Annotated in this window: 15 protein-coding genes and 1 pseudogene; 11 read left to right on the top strand and 5 right to left on the bottom strand. The window is 73.2% G+C overall.

The window, feature by feature from the left end:
* Positions 1–101 precede the first annotated feature (101 nt).
* The gene (locus L1857_RS19615; RefSeq protein WP_116109322.1) at positions 102–1,655 is read left to right on the top strand and encodes an AMP-binding protein; all 1,554 of its coding nucleotides are present in this window, start codon (positions 102–104) and stop codon (positions 1,653–1,655) included.
* Positions 1,656–1,862: 207 nt separating this feature from the next.
* The gene (locus L1857_RS19620; protein ID WP_116109320.1) at positions 1,863–2,510 is read left to right on the top strand and encodes a response regulator; all 648 of its coding nucleotides are present in this window, start codon (positions 1,863–1,865) and stop codon (positions 2,508–2,510) included.
* Positions 2,511–2,529: 19 nt separating this feature from the next.
* Here L1857_RS19620 and L1857_RS19625 read toward each other — a convergent pair whose 3' ends face one another.
* A complete protein-coding gene (locus L1857_RS19625) occupies positions 2,530–3,363 on the bottom strand; it encodes an aldo/keto reductase (protein WP_094003070.1) in 834 nt (277 codons plus the stop codon).
* A 20-nt stretch (positions 3,364–3,383) separates the two neighbouring features.
* Positions 3,384–4,567: pseudogene (locus L1857_RS19630) on the bottom strand (MFS transporter).
* A gap of 158 nt (positions 4,568–4,725) precedes the next feature.
* On the opposite strand from L1857_RS19630, the gene L1857_RS19635 reads away from it, so the two are divergent.
* From L1857_RS19635 to L1857_RS19645, 3 genes are all read left to right on the top strand, one after another.
* Positions 4,726–5,187, top strand: coding sequence for a MarR family winged helix-turn-helix transcriptional regulator (locus tag L1857_RS19635; RefSeq protein WP_094003068.1), 462 nt, complete (start codon positions 4,726–4,728; stop codon positions 5,185–5,187).
* A 535-nt stretch (positions 5,188–5,722) separates the two neighbouring features.
* Positions 5,723–5,938: a hypothetical protein gene (locus L1857_RS35735; protein WP_429727771.1), complete on the top strand. Its 216-nt coding sequence runs from the start codon at positions 5,723–5,725 to the stop codon at positions 5,936–5,938.
* A 50-nt stretch (positions 5,939–5,988) separates the two neighbouring features.
* Entirely contained in the window at positions 5,989–6,396 is a 408-nt protein-coding gene (locus L1857_RS19645; RefSeq protein WP_116109315.1) for a VOC family protein, read from the top strand.
* A 220-nt stretch (positions 6,397–6,616) separates the two neighbouring features.
* On the opposite strand, the gene L1857_RS19650 is transcribed toward L1857_RS19645, so the two are convergent.
* Positions 6,617–7,198: a helix-turn-helix domain-containing protein gene (locus L1857_RS19650; protein ID WP_116109312.1), complete on the bottom strand. Its 582-nt coding sequence runs from the start codon at positions 7,196–7,198 to the stop codon at positions 6,617–6,619.
* Positions 7,199–7,323: 125 nt separating this feature from the next.
* Here L1857_RS19650 and glmS point away from each other — a divergent pair, with 125 nt between their 5' ends.
* From glmS to L1857_RS19665, 3 genes are read left to right on the top strand one after another with little or no spacing between them, the layout of a single operon-like run.
* Positions 7,324–9,135 (top strand): glutamine--fructose-6-phosphate transaminase (isomerizing), encoded by a 1,812-nt coding sequence (glmS, locus tag L1857_RS19655; protein ID WP_249465830.1) that lies wholly within the window; start codon positions 7,324–7,326, stop codon positions 9,133–9,135.
* Between the two features lie 24 nt (positions 9,136–9,159).
* Positions 9,160–9,702, top strand: a complete 543-nt coding sequence (locus L1857_RS19660; protein WP_240323031.1) for a PadR family transcriptional regulator — start codon at positions 9,160–9,162, stop codon at positions 9,700–9,702.
* A 2-nt stretch (positions 9,703–9,704) separates the two neighbouring features.
* Positions 9,705–10,322, top strand: coding sequence for a GyrI-like domain-containing protein (locus tag L1857_RS19665; RefSeq protein WP_116109308.1), 618 nt, complete (start codon positions 9,705–9,707; stop codon positions 10,320–10,322).
* 166 nt (positions 10,323–10,488) lie between these two features.
* Here L1857_RS19665 and L1857_RS19670 read toward each other — a convergent pair whose 3' ends face one another.
* Positions 10,489–12,144 carry a DUF885 domain-containing protein gene (locus L1857_RS19670; protein ID WP_249465832.1) on the bottom strand — a complete coding sequence of 552 codons (1,656 nt, stop codon included), beginning with the start codon at positions 12,142–12,144 and terminating at the stop codon, positions 10,489–10,491.
* A 59-nt stretch (positions 12,145–12,203) separates the two neighbouring features.
* Here L1857_RS19670 and L1857_RS19675 point away from each other — a divergent pair, with 59 nt between their 5' ends.
* Positions 12,204–14,267, top strand: coding sequence for an NAD(+) synthase (locus L1857_RS19675; protein ID WP_094003063.1), 2,064 nt, complete (start codon positions 12,204–12,206; stop codon positions 14,265–14,267).
* On the opposite strand, the gene L1857_RS19680 is transcribed toward L1857_RS19675, so the two are convergent.
* Positions 14,264–14,980 (bottom strand): CPBP family intramembrane glutamic endopeptidase, encoded by a 717-nt coding sequence (locus L1857_RS19680; RefSeq protein ID WP_249465835.1) that lies wholly within the window; start codon positions 14,978–14,980, stop codon positions 14,264–14,266. The genes L1857_RS19675 and L1857_RS19680 overlap by 4 nt on opposite strands.
* 268 nt (positions 14,981–15,248) lie before the next feature.
* On the opposite strand from L1857_RS19680, the gene L1857_RS19685 reads away from it, so the two are divergent.
* Both L1857_RS19685 and L1857_RS19690 read left to right on the top strand, forming a co-directional pair.
* On the top strand, positions 15,249–15,839 hold the full coding sequence (locus tag L1857_RS19685; RefSeq protein WP_094003061.1) for an Rv1733c family protein: 591 nt from the start codon (positions 15,249–15,251) through the stop codon (positions 15,837–15,839).
* The gene (locus L1857_RS19690; protein ID WP_167481486.1) at positions 15,836–16,012 is read left to right on the top strand and encodes a hypothetical protein; all 177 of its coding nucleotides are present in this window, start codon (positions 15,836–15,838) and stop codon (positions 16,010–16,012) included. Before L1857_RS19685 ends, L1857_RS19690 begins: the two co-directional genes overlap by 4 nt.
* The last annotated feature ends 58 nt before the right edge of the window (positions 16,013–16,070 follow it).

Consider the following 16,070-nt stretch of genomic DNA (forward strand, 5'->3'; position numbering starts at 1 on the left):
CGGACGGGCATCGGCACGCTGCGTCCCGCTCGTCAGGGACCGGTGCGACCGCGGATTCCGAAGGCAGCGGAAACGATCTCGCGGCGGATACGCTCGCTCGTGTGACGGAGCTGTCCTTCGAGCCGCTGTCGCCGGTCTCGTTCCTGGACCGGGCCGAGGCGGCGCACGGTGACCGGATCGGCGTGGTCGACGGGGAGCGGCGGTTCACCTACGCCGAGCTGGCCGACCGGTGCCGGCGGCTGGCCGGGGTGCTCGCGCCGCTCGCGCGGGGCGGGCCGGTCGCCGTGCTCGCCCCGAACACGCACGTGCTGTTGGAGGCCCACTTCGGCGTGCCGTGGGCCGCGGTGCCGCTGGTCGCGCTCAACACGCGCCTGTCCGCCGGGGAGATCGCCGGGATCCTGGCGCACTGCGAGGCCGCGGTGCTGGTGCACGACCCGGTGTTCGACGAGCTCGTCACCGAGGTGCTCACCCGGCTCGGCCGGCCGGTCGAGGTCGTCCGGGCGGGGGAGGACTACGAGCGGCGGCTGGCCGGCGCCACGCCCCGGGCCGAGGCGCCGCGGGACGAACGCGGGCTGTTGTCGATCAACTACACCTCGGGCACGACCGGTCGCCCGAAAGGCGTGATGTACCACCATCGGGGCGCCTACCTGCAGGCACTGGCGATGGTCGGGCACACCGGCCTGTCCCCGTCCGCGGTGCACCTGTGGACGCTGCCGATGTTCCACTGCAACGGCTGGTGCTTCCCGTGGGCGGTGACCGCGGCCGCGGGCACGCACGTGTGCCTGCCCAAGGTCGAGCCCGCGCGGGTGTGGCGGCTGATCCGCGACGAGGGGGTCACGCACCTCAACGGCGCCCCGACCGTGCTGTCCATGCTCGCCTACGCGCCGGAGGCGGCGCCGGTCGCGCACCCGGTGCGCGTCGCCACCGGGGGTGCCCCGCCGAGCCCGGCGATCCTGCGCCGCATGGGCGAGCTCGGGTTCGACGTCACGCACCTGTACGGACTGACCGAGACGTTCGGGCCGGTCATGATCTGCGACTGGCGCCCGGAGTGGAACGCGCTCGACGCGGCCGCGCAGGCCCGGCTCAAGGCGCGTCAGGGGGTGGGCAACCTGGTGTCCTGCCGGGCGCGGGTCGTCGCGGAGGACGGTTCGGACGTGCCCGCCGACGGCGCCACCACGGGCGAGATCGCGGTGCGTGGCAACAACGTCATGCTCGGCTACCACCGCGATCCGGAGGCCACCCGGCTGGCCGCGCCGGACGGCTGGTTCCGCACCGGCGACCTGGGCGTGATGCACCCGGACGGCTACGTCGAGCTGCGGGACCGCGGCAAGGACGTGATCATCTCCGGCGGCGAGAACATCGCCAGCGTCGAGGTCGAACAGGCGATCGCCGACCACCCGGCCGTGCTGGAGGTCGCCGTGATCGCCGCGCCGGACGACCACTGGGGCGAGGTGCCGGTGGCCTACGTCACGCTGCGGGACGGGGCGTCGGCGACCGCCGGGGACATCACCGAGTTCGTCCGGGGCAGGCTCGCCCGGTTCAAGGCACCCAGGCGGGTGGTGTTCGGCCCGCTGCCCAAGACCTCCACCGGCAAGATCCGGAAGTACGCGCTGCGTGAGCAGGAGTGGGCCGGTCACGAACGACGTATCCGATGAGTAACGGCCCGGGTTAGCGGTCCACCCGCCGGGGTAGCCGATGAGCAACGAACACTAGGCAGGGGTGGGGCACGAATGTTGTGGCTGATGTTGCTGATACCGATCGTGATCCTGGTCTTCACCGTGAGCCTGCAGAAGTTCGAGGCCGTGATGCTGGAGACCGATCCGCTGCGGGACCGCCGCCGCTACCGGTGAGGACGTGAGGCGATGACCACGGTGTTCCTGGTCGACGACCACGAGGTGGTCCGGCGCGGTGTCGGCGACCTCGTGGACGCCGACCCGGAGCTGACCGTGGTGGGCGAGGCCGCGACGGTGACCGAGGCGCTGGCCCGGATCCCGGCGGTCCGGCCGGACGTGGCGGTGCTGGACCTGCGGCTGCCCGACGGCAGCGGCATCGAGCTGTGCCGGGAGCTGCGGTCCCGGATGCCGGGGCTGCACTGCCTGATCCTCACGTCCTACACCGACGAGCAGGCCATGCTGGACGCGATCCTCGCCGGTGCCGGCGGGTACGTCGTGAAGGACGTGCGGGGCATGGAACTGGTGTCCGCGGTGCGCCAGGTCGGGGCCGGGAAGTCGCTGCTGGACAACCGGGCCGCCTCGGCGCTGATGTCCCGCATCCGGGACGAGGCCGCCCCGGCGGGCGCGGTGGCCCGGCTGTCGGAGCAGGAACGCAAGCTGCTCGACCTGATCGGCGAGGGGCTGACCAACCGCGAGATCGCCGAGCGCATGTTCCTGGCCGAGAAGACCGTGAAGAACTACGTGTCGCGGTTGCTGCACAAGCTCGGGATGCAGCGCCGCACCCAGGCGGCCGTGCTGGCCACCAGCCTGCGCCGGGACCTGCCGGGCCGCCGGTAGCGGCGGCCCGGCGCGGGACTCAGCGCACGTTGAAGGTGTCCGGGTCCGGCCCGGTCCGCAGGCCCTTCTCCAGCTTCGCCAGCTCGGCGAGGTCGCTCTCGTCGAGCTCGAAGCCGAACACGTCGAGGTTCTCCTTGATCCGGGACGGCGTGACCGACTTCGGGATCACGACGTTGCCCAGCTGCAGGTGCCAGCGCAGCACGATCTGCGCCGGGGTGCGGCCGTGCTTGTCCGCCAGCGCGGTGATCGTCTGCTCGCCGAGCAGCTCGCCACCCTTGGCCAGCGGGCTCCACGCCTCGGTCACGATGCCGTGCCGGGCGTGGTAGTCGCGCAGCTCGGCCTGCTGCAGGTAGGGGTGCAGCTCGATCTGGTTGACCGCGGGCACGATCCGGCTCTCCTGCGCCAGCCGGTCCAGGTGGTGCGGCTGGAAGTTGGACACGCCGATCGCGCGGATGCGGCTGTCGGAGTAGAGCGCCTCGAACGCGCGCCAGCTGTCGGCGTACCGGTCGGCCTCGGGGACCGGCCAGTGGATCAGGTACAGGTCCAGGTACTCCAGGCCCAGATCGGCCATGCTCTTGTCGAACGCGCGCAGCGTTTCGTCGTAGCCCTGGTCGGCGTTCCACAGCTTGGTGGTGACGAACAGCTCCTCGCGCGCGATGCCGGACTGGGCCAGCGCCTTGCCGACCGCGGCCTCGTTGGCGTAGGCGGTCGCGGTGTCGATGCTGCGGTAGCCGGCCTCCAGTGCCGCGGTGACCGCCTGGGTGGTCTCGTCGGCGGGGACCTGGAAGACCCCGTAGCCCACCTGCGGCATGTGCACGCCGTTGTTCAGTTCGACCGTGGGAATGGCGGTCATGTCTTTCCTTTCGCTGTCGTTCATCGGTGGACGGCCGGGATCTCCGGCTGCGTCCGGGTGGCCGGGCGCCGGTCGAGCGCGCCGGAGACCAGCGCGACGCCGAGCCCGGCGGCGGCCAGCACCGCGCCGATCCAGTTCGGGGCGGTGTAGCCGAGGCCGTGGCCGATCGCGAGCCCGCCCAGCCAGGCGCCGCCCGCGTTGCCGAGGTTGAAGGCCGCGATGTTCGCGGCCGACGCCAGTGCCGGCGCGTCCCCGGCCTTGGCCATGACGCGGGCCTGCAGCGGCGGCACGGTCGCGAAGCCGGCGGCGCCGAACAACGCGATCGTGACCGCGGCGGGTAGCTGCGCGTGCGCGGTGAAGACGAACGCGACGAGCACCACGGCCAGCGCGGCCAGGATGACGTACAGGCTCGGCATCAGCGCGCGGTCGGCGGCCTTGCCCCGAGCAGGTTGCCCACCACCAGGCCCCCGCCAAACAGCACGAGGAGCCAGGTCACCGCGCCGGGGGAGAAGCCGGCGACGTCGGTCATCATCGGGGCGATGTAGGTGAAGGAGGCGAACACCCCGCCGAAGCCGAGCGCGGTCATCGCCAGCACGAGCCACACCTGCGGCCGCCGGAACACGGCGACCTCGCTGCGCAGGGTCTGGCCCTCGGTGACGGGCTGACGGGGCACGAGCGCGACGACGCCCACCAGGGCGATCACGCCGAGGCCGGCCACCGCCCAGAACGTCGAGCGCCAGCCGAACTGCTGGCCCAGCGCGGTGCCGCCGGGCACGCCGAGCACGTTGGCGACGGTCAGGCCGGTGAACATGATCGCGATGGCGCTCGCCTGGCGGGACTTCGGCACGAGCGAGGCGGCGACGACCGAGCCGACGCCGAAGAACGCGCCGTGCGAGAGGGCGGCGACCACGCGGCCGGTCATGAGCAGACCGTATCCGGGGGCGATCGCGGAGACGACGTTGCCCGCGATGAACAACACCATCAGGCCGGTCAGGACGGTCTTGCGCGGCACTTTCGAGCCGAGCGCGGTGAGCAGGGGCGCGCCGACCACGACGCCGAGGGCGTAACCGGAGATCAGGAGCCCGGCCGTGGGTACCGAGACGCCGAGGTCGGTGGCGACCTCGGGCAGCAGGCCCATGATCACGAACTCCGTCGTGCCGATGCCGAAGGCGGCGATGGCCAGCGCGATGAGGGCGACAGGCATGTGATTCCTCGAGTCTTGGAGAGCTTCCGTCAACTACCCGCGCGGAGACGTTACCGGCTTTGGCAATAGTTGCACACGCGGGTTATTGCCAACGGCGGCTACACTAGCAGGCAAGGACTCAGCGGGTAGGCTGGGAAGCCCGGCGGAAGAGGTGAAACGTGTCACTGCCCGACGACGCGGTCGAAGCCCGCGCACACGGCTGGCGGACCCTGGCGGCGCTGCACGCGCGGATCGAGGACCGGCTGGAGCGCGCGCTGCAGCGGGAGCACGAGCTGTCCGTGAGCGAGTACACGGTGCTGGAGGTGCTGTCCCGCCAGGACGGCTTCCACCTGCGCATGAACCAGCTCTCCAGCGCGGTGGTGCTGAGCCAGTCCGCGACGACGCGCCTGGTGAGCCGGCTGGAGGACCGGGGGCTGCTGCAGCGGTACCTGTGCCCGACCGACCGGCGGGGGATCTACACCGAGGTGACGGCCGCGGGGCGCGAGCTGCTGGACGCCGCGCGCCCGACGCACGACCGCGCGCTGACGGAGGCCCTGGCGGCGGCGGAGGAGCTGCCGGAGCTGGCGCCGCTGGTGACCGCGTTGCAGGGGCTGGAGGTCCCGGCGCCCGCGCGCGCCTGACCGGTTGCGCGATCCCACGCTCAGCCGCGCGAGTCCCACGCTACGGCGCGCGAGTCCCACGCTCCGGTGCGCGAGTGCCACGTTCGGGCGCGTGAGTGCCACGTTCGGGCGCGTGAGTGCCACGTTCGGCGAGGCGGGTGCCACCGTCCGGCGGGCGAATCCCCGTTCGCGGGGCGAGCCCGCCGCTCCGAGGCGTGAGGCGCGCCGTCGGGCGCGGTGTGCCGCGCGCTGCAGGTGCTCGGCCTCGCCCCGGCCGAGAAGGCCGACACCCGCCCCGCGCCGGCCGACCCGTCGCTGCGGGGCCGCTGACCGGCACCCCGGAATGCCCGGCTCCGGCGTTGTGGAGCGAATCCCCGGCGCGGCCTGAGCCGGGGCGCAAGGTTTGCGTGACGTGGGAAGGGCGCTGGTGCGGTCCGGGGCCCGAAGTGAAGGTGGGTCCCGCCACCCCACGTCAGCGAACGGGGACCGTCATGACCATCACCACGCGGCCGGCCTGTGCCACTCCGACGACCGCATCCAGAAGGGCGACGCGCAGATGCGCTTCCCGTGGTCGGCGGCCACGAGGGCGCCGGGGTGGTCGAGGCCGTCGGCGCGGACGTGGCTGTGCTCGGACTACGCGCGCCTGATCACCGGCTGCGACCTCGTGGTCGACGGCGGCGCCCGGGCGAAGAACTTCGCCTGCCACCCGGCCCCGGCGGGGGAGCTGGCCGGCCCGGCGCCGCTGATCCCGCTGGAGCCGGATCGGGGATGAGCGCAAGATAGGAGAAGCGCGCCCGGGCGATCCGGTCATAGGGTGCGGTCATGACGAAACAGATGATCTTCGTGAACCTGCCCGTGTCCGACCTGGACCGGGCCAAGAAGTTCTGGACCGACCTGGGCTACGAGTTCAACCCGCAGTTCACCGACGAGAACGCGGCCTGCCTGGTGTTCAGCGACGCGATCTACGTGATGCTGCTGAGAAACGAGTTCTTCGGCACCTTCACCGACAAGCAGATCATCGACACCGCCAAGTCCACCGAGGTGCTGCTCGCCCTGTCGGCGGAGAGCCGGGAGGCGGTCGACGCGCTGGTGGACAAGGCGGTCGCGGCCGGGGGCCGGGAGACCCGCGACCCGATGGACTACGGGCAGATGTACCAGCGCGTCTTCGAGGACCCGGACGGGCACAACTGGGAGATCATGTGGATGGACCCGGCCGCCGTGCGGGGCTGACCCCGGGCGTATAACGACCTATACGGCGCGGCGTTGAACGATCCTGCGTTGCTCCACGCCGCGCCGGGCGGAAGGGAACCCCGCGGCCCGCTAGGGCGTGTCCTCAAAGCGGTCGAATCGGGTGGCGGTGCAGCGCCACTGTTTGACCTGGTTGAAGCTGCGTCGTCTGACAGGACCAGCAGAATCCCCCAACCCACCCGCGATCCTCGCCGGACACTGCCTAGGCCTCGCCTTTCGGGCGGGCCCGGACGTGCACCCGCTCGCCCTGCGGGCCGAACAGGCTGAGGATCTCGGCCGGCTCCGGGCCGGGGTTGCCGAACCAGTGCGGGGTCCGCGTGTCGAACTCCGCCGCCTCCCCGGGGGTGAGGAGCACGTCGTGCGTGCCGAGCGCCAGCCGCAGCCGGCCGGAGAGCACGTACAGCCATTCGTAACCCTCGTGCACCTTCTGGTCCGGTTCGCGCGAGGGCTTGCCGGGCGGGTAGATCATCTTGAACGCCTGCAGCCCGCCCGGCCGCCGGGTCAGCGGCAGGATCGTCACCCCGGACCGCACCACCGGCTTGGCGTGCACCCGCGGATCCCCGGTGTCCGGCGCGCCGACCAGCTCGTCGAGGGTCACCTGGTGGACCCGCGCCAGCGGCAGCAGCAGCTCCAGCGTCGGCCGCCGACCGCCGGACTCCAGCCGGGACAGCGTGCTCACCGAGATCCCGGTCGCCTCCGCCAGCTGGGCCAGCGTGACCCGGCGCTGCCTGCGCAGCGCCCGCAGCCGCGGCCCGACCGCGCCGAAGACCTCCCCGTCGCTCATCCCGCCATCCTGCCGCAGCGGAAAACGGACCCGGGCACGACGCGCCCGCGCCGGGAACCCCGGTAACGGTGGTCGCCGCACCGGCGACTCCGACAGCATCGCCCCCGCGGAAGGGAAGGCGCGCCATGTGCGGAATCGTGGGGTACCTGGGCCGGCGGCCCGCGTTGCCGATCCTGCTGGAGGGCCTGCGGCGGCTGGAGTACCGCGGCTACGACTCCGCCGGCGTCGCGCTCGCCCGCGACGGCAGGCTGCTGGTGCGCAAGGCCGCGGTGCGCGTCGCGGAACTGACCCGGCTCACCGCGAACCTGGCCGGCAGCACCACCGGCATCGCCCACACCCGCTGGGCCACCCACGGCCCCGCGACGGCCACCAACGCCCACCCGCACACCGACACGGGACGGCGGATCGCGGTGGTGCACAACGGGATCATCGAGAACGCCACCGAGCTGCGCGCGACGCTGAGCGCGTGCGGGGTGCGGCTGGTGTCCGACACCGACAGCGAGGTCCTCGCCCACCTGATCGCCGCCGCGGCCGCGCGCGGCGGCACGCTCACCGAGGCGGTGCGCGCCGCGCTGGCCGACGTCGAGGGCACCTACGGCCTGCTGGTGCTCGACGCCGAGCGGCCGGACGTCCTGGTCGCCGCCCGGCACGGCAGCCCGCTCGTGCTCGGCCTGGGCGACCGCGAGATGTTCGTGGCCTCCGACCTGGCCGCGCTCGTCCGGCACACCCAGCAGGTCATCTACCTCGAGGACGGCGAGCTGGCCACGATCCGCGCCGACGGCTACGTGACCTCCAGCGGCGCCGACCGGCCACCCACGGTGGTGGAGGACGCGCCCGGCGACTACGAGCTGGGCGGGTACCCCGACTTCATGGCCAAGGAGATCGCCGAGCAGCCCGAGGCCGCCCAGCGGGTGCTGCGCGGGCGGCTCGACGAGCGGCTGGGCACCGCGCGGCTGGACGGGCTGCGGCTCACCGCGCGGGAGCTGCGCGGCATCCGCCGGGTGAAGTTCCTCGGCTGCGGATCGGCCTACTACGCCGGGCAGATCGGCGCCGGCCTCGTCGAGGAGCTGGCCCGCGTGCCCGCCGACGCCGAACCGGCCGCCGAGTTCCGCTACCGCAACCCGGTCGTCGACCCGGACTGCCTCTACATCGCGGTCAGCCAGTCCGGCGAGACCGCCGACACCCTCGCCACGGTGGAGGAGCTGCGGCGCAAGGGCGGGCACGTGGCCGGTGCGGTCAACGTGGTCGGGTCGGCGATCGCGCGGGAGTGCGACAGCGGGGTGTTCCTGCACGCCGGGCCGGAGATCTCGGTGGCCTCGACGAAGGCGTTCACGAACATGACGCTGACGTTCGCGTTGCTGGCGCTGACGCTGGGCCGGGTCCGGGACCTGTCGCCGGCCGAGGGCAGGCGGATCGCGCGCGCCCTGGCGGAGCTGCCGGAGCGGATCGGGCAGGTGCTCGCGGAGTCCGACCGGATCGCGTCGCTGGCCGGCCGGTTCGCCGACGCCGAGCACGTGTTCTTCCTCGGCCGGGTGCGTGGCTGGCCGGTCGCGCGGGAGGGCGCCCAGAAGCTCAAGGAGATCTCCTACGTGCACGCCGAGGCCTGCCAGTCCTCGGAACTCGAGCACGGTCCGCTCGCGCTGGTCGATCCCGCCCTGCCGAGCGTCGTGCTGATCCCGGACGACGAGCTGGCCGCGAAGAACCTCGGCACGATCGAGCAGATCCGGGCGCGCGGTGGCCCGGTCGTCGCGGTCACCACCACCGGACTGGCGGTGCCGGGCGCCGAGGAGGTGGTCCGGGTTCCCTCCGCCGGACCGGAGCTCGACCCCGTTCTGCTGACGATCCCGCTGCAGCTGCTGGCCTACCACACCGCGCGCAAGCTCGGCCGCGACATCGACAGGCCACGCAACCTCGCGAAGAGCGTCATGGTGGAGTAGTTGTTCTAGTGCTAGAGTAACTGCGTGGCGCCTGCACTGACCCCGGCCGAGCTGACCCTGCTCGGCCTCCTCGTGGAGAAACCCCGGCACGGCTACGAGCTGGACGAGGTCATCACCGCGCGCGGCATGCGGGAGTGGACCGAGATCGGGTTCAGCTCGATCTACTACCTCCTGGGCCGGCTCCGCGACCGCGGGCTGATCACCGAGGTCGCGACCGGCGGCACCGGACGGGCCAGGGCGCGCAAGGTGTTCGGGGCGACCGACCGGGGGCGGGAGGTGTGCGCGGCGGAGGCGGAAGCGGCCATCGCGCGGCCGCGGCCGGTGTTCCCGCCGGTCCTGGTCGGCCTGGCCAGCCAGCCGCTCATCCCGCCGGACCGGCTGCGCGAGGCACTGGCCGCCCGCGCCGCCGCGCTGGACGAACGCGTGGAGGCCGTCCGCCGTGCCGCCGAGGCCCAGCCGGACGCGCCCGCGTTCGTGCGGGCGATCTTCGACTTTTCGCTGCACCAGCTCGCCGCCGAGCAGCGGTGGCTGAGCGGCTACCGCGCCACCCTGGAAGGGGACCGCTGACCATGCCCGCCTACGACCCGAAACGGGCGCTGAAAACGCTCTACGCGCCGAAGAACACCGACTGGGCTCTCGTCGACGTGCCCGCGCAGCGGTTCGTCGCCATCGACGGCAGCGGCGACCCCAACACGTCCACGGAGTACGCGCGGGCCGTCGAGGCGCTCTACGCGGTGGCCTACACGATCAAGTTCGCCGTCCGCCGCGCCGGGGGCGAGGACTTCGTCGTGGGCCCGCTGGAGGGGCTGTGGTGGGCCGAGGACTACGGCGTCTTCACGCGGCGGGAGAAGGACTCCTGGCACTGGACGATGCTGATCGGCCAGCCGCCGTGGGTGGACGAGCAGCTGGCCGGCGAGGCGCGGCAGGCCGCGCTGGCGAAGAAGAAGCTGCCCGCGATCGCCGGGGTCCGCTTCCACACGCTGCACGAGGGACGCTGCGCCCAGGTGCTGCACGTCGGTCCGTACGACGCGGAAGGCCCGGTGCTGGCGCGGTTGGGCGACTACCTGGCCGCGCAGGGGTTGCGGCATTCCGGCCTGCACCACGAGATCTACCTCGGCGACCCGCGCCGGGCCGCTCCGGACAAGCTCCGCACGGTCCTGCGCCAGCCCGTCGAACCCCTCGGCTGAGGGAGCCGCCAGGCCGAGGCCTTCGAACGCGACCCGTCCGGCGCCGTAGGCCGCGCGGACGCCGGGCGCCCGGCGCTGGAGCGGTGCTGGCGGCGTGGCGGGCCGTCCCGCCCCGCGACCCGGCCGGGCGCAGCGCGGAACTGGCCGCCCACCGCCGCCGGGCCGGTCAGAGCGCGGCCAGTTCCGGTTCCAAGTCATCCAGCCCGAGCGTCCCCACCGACAGCGCCGCCATGTGCCACGCCTTCAGCTCGAACGCCGGGTTGCGTGCCCGGGCCGCCGCGCGGCCGGCCAGCCACGCGCGCTCGCCCAGCTTGTAGCTGATCGCCTGGCCCGGGACGCCCAGGTAGCGCACGATCTCGCTGTCCAGGAACGCCGATTCGCGCGTGGTGTGGGCGCCGAAGAACGCCCGGCCGGTCTCCGCGGTCCAGCGCAGGCCCGCCCCGAGCCCGGCCTCCTCCGGCACCGGCAGCCCCAGGTGCATGCCGATGTCCACGATCACCCGGATCACCCGCATCATCTGCGAATCGAGATACCCCAGGCGGGCGGCCGGGTCGTCGAGGTAGCCCAGCTCGTCCATCAGCCGCTCCGCGTAGAGCGCCCAGCCCTCGGTGGTCGCGCTCACCGCACCGGCGCTGGTCTGGAACAGCGACAACCGGCCGGACAGCGTGGTCCAGTGGCCGAACTGCAGGTGGTGTCCCGGTACGGACTCGTGGTACCAGGTGCTGATCAACGTCCACAGTGGAAACCGCGTCTGGCCCAGCGTCGGCAGCCAGGTGCGGCCGGGCCGGGAGAAGTCCCGTGCGGGACGCGTGTAGTACGGCGCCGCCGCGCTGCCGGGCGGGGCCAGGCGCGTCTCCAGCACCCGCACCGGCGGCGCCAGGTCGAAGTGCGTGCCGTCGAGGTCGTCCATCGCCCGCTCGGTCAGCTCCGCCAGCCAGCCGCGGACCTCCTCCGCACCCTCCACGGCCGGGCCCTCGCGGTCCAGGTACGCCATGGCCTCCAGCACCGGGGCGCCGGGCAGCACGCGGCCGGCCTCCTCGCGCACCTGCGCGGCCAGGGCGCGGTACTCCGCCCACGCCCACTCGGTGATCTCGGCCAGGTCGAGGTGCGCGCCGGTCCACTGGCGGGCGTGCAGCAGGTACCGGTCCTCACCGACGCCGTCCGGCGTCCCGGCGGCGTGCGGCAGGTACTCGCCGGCCAGGAAGTCACGCAGCCCGGTCAGCGCGTCCTGCGCGGCGGCGCCGGCCCGGTCCAGATCGGCGCGCAGCGCGGGCGGCACGTCTGCCGCCGCGGTGAAGCCGGTGAACCAGTCCTCCCACGCGTCGAGCTGGGCGATCGCCGTTGCGGCCTGCCGGGGCGCGGCGAGCAGGCCGCGCCGCACACCCTCGCGCAGCGACGAGACGTACCCGGCCAGGGCACCGGGCACCCGCATCATCCGGCGGGCGATCACCGCCCAGTCCTCGGCGGTGGCCGTGGGCATCATCAGGAACGTGTTCCGCAGGCTCTGCAACGGGCCGAGGATGTTGCGGACCATCCGCAGGTGCTCACCGGCGGCGCTGAGCGCCAGCCCGGTCTCCAGCCGCTCCCGCAGCAGCCGCGCGCAGCGGCGCTCGTCGTCGCCCGACGGCTCCAGGCCGTGCAGCCGGGTCAGCGTCGCGGCCGCCAGCTCGTCCCGCTCCCGCTGGCCGTCGGGGGAGAGGTCGGTGAGCCGGTCCTCCCCGGGCGCGACGCCCAGCATGGTGCCCAGCTGGGGGTCGGCGGCGCACAGCCGCGCCACGTGGGAGTCCGCGAGATCACGTACGGCGGTGGTGGGGTCGGGCATCGTCGGAGTCTAGATCTAGGCTCGAAGGTGCACGGCACGCACGCGGAAACGGGGACAGTGTGACATCAGCGCAGGCCCACGACTTCACCTCGCTCTACCGGCACGGGTTCGTGCGGGTGGCCTCCGCGGTCCCGGAGGTCCGGGTCGCGGATCCGGAGTTCAACTGCGACGCCCATCTGGCGCTGGCCCGCCGCGCGGCCGGGGACGGCGTCGCCATCACTTTGTTCCCCGAGCTGGGCTTCTCCGCCTACACGGCGGACGACCTGTTCCACCAGAACGCGCTGCAGGGCGCGGTGGACGACGCCGTGGCGCGGTTCGTGCAGGAGTCGGCGGACCTGCCGGGCGTGTTCGCGATCGGCGCGCCGCAGCGGTTCGAGGGGCGGCTGTTCAACTGCGGCATCGTGGTGCACCGCGGCCGGGTGCTGGGCGTGGTGCCCAAGAGCTACCTGCCGGGCTACCGCGAGTTCTACGAGAAGCGGCAGTTCGTGGCGGCCCGGGACGCGGTGTCGGAGCGGGTGCGGGTGGCCGGGCAGGACGCGCCGATCGGCAGCGATCTGCTGTTCGCCGCGCCGAACGTGCCGGGCCTGGTGTTCCACGTCGAGGTCTGCGAGGACGGCTGGGTGCCGGTGACGCCGAGCGGGTTCGGCGCGCTGGCCGGGGCGACGGTGCTGCTGAACCTGTCGGCGAGCAACATCGTCATCGGCAAGGCCGGCTACCGGCGCGAGCTGTGCACCAACCATTCGGCCCGCTACATCGCCGCCTACCTGTACTCCGCGGCCGGGCCGGGCGAGTCCACCACGGACCTGGCGTGGGACGGGCAGGCGGTGATCGCGGAGAACGGGTCGCTGCTGGCCGAGGGCGAGCGGTTCGAGTCGAACCAGCTGGTGACCGCCGACGTCGACCTGGAGCGGCTGGCCGCCGACCGGCTGCGCATGACCAGCTTCAACGACAACGCGCACGACCACCGGGAGCGGCTCAAGTCCTTCCGGCGCGTGGACTTCGAGCTGGAGCTGCCGCCGGGGCCGGTGCGGTTGCGGCGGGAGATCCAGCGGTTCCCCTACGTGCCGGCGAACACCGCGGACCGCAACGAGCGCTGCCGCGAGGTCCACCACATCCAGGTGCAGGGGCTGACGCAGCGGCTCGCGGCGACCGGCATCGAGAAGGTCGTCATCGGCGTGTCCGGTGGCCTCGACTCGACCCAGGCGCTGATCATCGCCGCGCAGAGCATGGACAAGCTCGGGCTGCCGCGGGAGAACGTGCTGGCCTACACGATGCCCGGGTTCGCGACCAGCACCCACACGCTGACCAACGCGCACAAGCTGATGAAGGCGCTGGGCACGTCCGCGCACGAGATCGACATCCGGCCCTCGGCGAAGCAGATGCTGGCCGACATCGGGCACCCGGCCGCCGACGGTTCGCCGGTGTACGACGTGACGTTCGAGAACGTGCAGGCGGGGGAGCGGACCTCGCACCTGTTCCGGCTGGCCAACCACCACAACGCGCTCGTGGTCGGCACCGGTGACCTGAGCGAGCAGGCGCTGGGCTGGGCGACCTACGGGGTGGGCGACCAGATGTCGCACTACAACGTCAACGCCTCGGTGCCCAAGACGCTGATCCGGTACCTGATCGCGTGGGAGGTGGCGACCGAGCAGCTGGGCGAGGGCGCCGACGAGGTGCTGCGGTCGATCCTGGCCACGGAGATCTCGCCGGAGCTGGTGCCGGGGGAGGGCCCGGACTCCGGCCCGGCGCAGAGCTCGGAGGCGAAGGTCGGGCCGTACGAGCTGCAGGACTTCCACCTGTACTACCTGCTGCGGTTCGGCTACCGGCCCAGCCGCATCGCCTACCTGGCGCAGCACGCGTGGGGCGACGTGCACGCCGGGCGGTGGCCGGACCTGGTGCCGGAGTCCGAGCGCAACAGCTACGACCTGCCGACGATCAAGAAGTGGTTGCGCGAGTTCCTGTGGCGGTTCATCCAGACCAGCCAGTTCAAGCGCTCCGCGATGCCCAACGCGCCGAAGGTCGGGTCCGGCGGTTCGCTGTCCCCGCGCGGCGACTGGCGCGCCCCGAGCGACGCGAGCGCGCGGGCGTGGCTCGACGAGCTGGAGGCGAACGTTCCCGGCTAGCCGGCGCGCCCGGCGAACCAGGCCAGGACGAGCCCGCCGGAGTTGAGCGCCAGGTGCACCAGCGCGGGGGCGAGCACGCCGCGGCCGGTGTAGCGGAGCGCGCAGAGGACGACCCCGGCGACCGCGGCGCCGAGCATCGCCAGCGCGGACAGCACCGGCAGGGGCAGCGCGCCCACGGCCGCGTCGACGCCGGCGTTGCGCCGCAGGGCCAGCGACGGCAGCAGGTGCCACAGCCCGAACAACGCGGACGCGCCCAGGACGGGCCGCCAGCGCCAGCGTTCGCCGCCGCCCAGGAGCGCGGGCAGCACGCCGCGGAAGGCGACCTCTTCGAGGAGCACGGTGCCCAGCGGGATGCGCACCAGCGCCAGCCACACCAGCTCGGCGGGTGGGTGCTGCCCGACCCGGCCGTCCTGGAACAGCGGCCGCAGCGCGGGCACGGCGAGCGCGACGCCGAACCCGGCCGCGACGACCAGGCAGCCGAGCCCACCGGCGATCGCCGGGCGGCGCCAGTGCCGCAGGCCCATCTCGGCGAAGCGGCGGCCGGTCAGCCGCGCGAGTCCGATGAGGACAGCGGCCGTCACCACCCCGCAGAGCGGATAGGCCCAGCCGGGCAGCACGCGGTTCGCGAGCGTGGTGGCCGCGGCCAGGACCGCGATGGCGCCGAGAACGGCGGCCCGGCCGGACAGTCTGGGGGCGGTGCCGATCTCGCGCATCCACCCCAGTGTGCGGGAGGGCGTGGCCGGGGCCACTTGCTCGGTGCGGGGCGGTTGGTCCGTGGAGCGTCCGGGCTCGGGACACCAGCGGCTCCTGGCGCCGCTCGCTCCCGCTCCCGCACGCGCCCCGGGTATCCGGCTTCGTACCAGGGGAACAACGCCCCTTTACCTGCGGCCGTTCGGGGGTCACCCTTGAGCTGGGTGGTGGAAGGACTCGGGAGATGTGCGGCGGAGCCGGGGCGGTGCGTGCGGGCCGGGAGGCGGGCCGATGATGACCGCTGCCGAATCGTGGCCCGTCCGGCTCTGGCGGCTGCTCCACCCGGGCGGCCCGCTGGTGCGCCCGTGGGACCGCTGGGAGGCCCGCCTCACCGTGCTGGCGATCCTGCTGGCGGTGGTCGCCGTGCCGGTGGCCGGGGTGCTCGTCTCCGACGTCTACGCCCGCCACGCCGATCTGGCCCGGGCGCAGCAGGCCGACCGGACCCAGGTGACCGCGCTGGTGCTGGCCGACGCCGGCACGTTCGTGGCCGGCGGGCCCGCCGTGCAGGTGGCGGAGGTCCCGGCCCGGTGGCGGCTGCCGGACGGCACCGACCGCACGGGACCGGTCACCGTCCCGGCCGGCACCGACCAGGGAGCCCGGGTGCCGATCTGGGTGGACGGCGCGGGGGAGCCGGTGCCGCCGCCGCTGTCGACGTTCAACGCGATGAGCATCGCGCTCAGCATCGGCCTGCTCGCGTGGCTCGGCGTGGTGCTGGTGCTGACGCTCGTCGTGCTCGCGGTGCACGTCGCGCTAGACCGGGTCCGCGCGGCCGCGTGGGAGCGCGAATGGGAATCGCTCGGCCAGGGAAGGAGTGGACGATGAACGACCTGGAGAGCCGGCGCGCCGCCCGGGAGGCGCGGGTGACCGCGGCGTCCCGCACGGGCCGGCACACGACCGAGGAGATGGCGGAGGCGGCGATGCGGCGCTACTTCGCCGAGAAAGCCTTCCAGGAGCGCGTCGAGCAGGAACGACGGCAGCACCAGAAGACTGTATAACGACCTATACGGCGCGGGTTCTGTAAAAATCCGCGCCGGAGGTCACCCTACTGTCCTT

This window comes from Amycolatopsis thermalba, assembly GCF_023376025.1.
In the GTDB taxonomy this organism is placed as follows: Bacteria; Actinomycetota; Actinomycetes; order Mycobacteriales; family Pseudonocardiaceae; genus Amycolatopsis_E; species Amycolatopsis_E thermalba.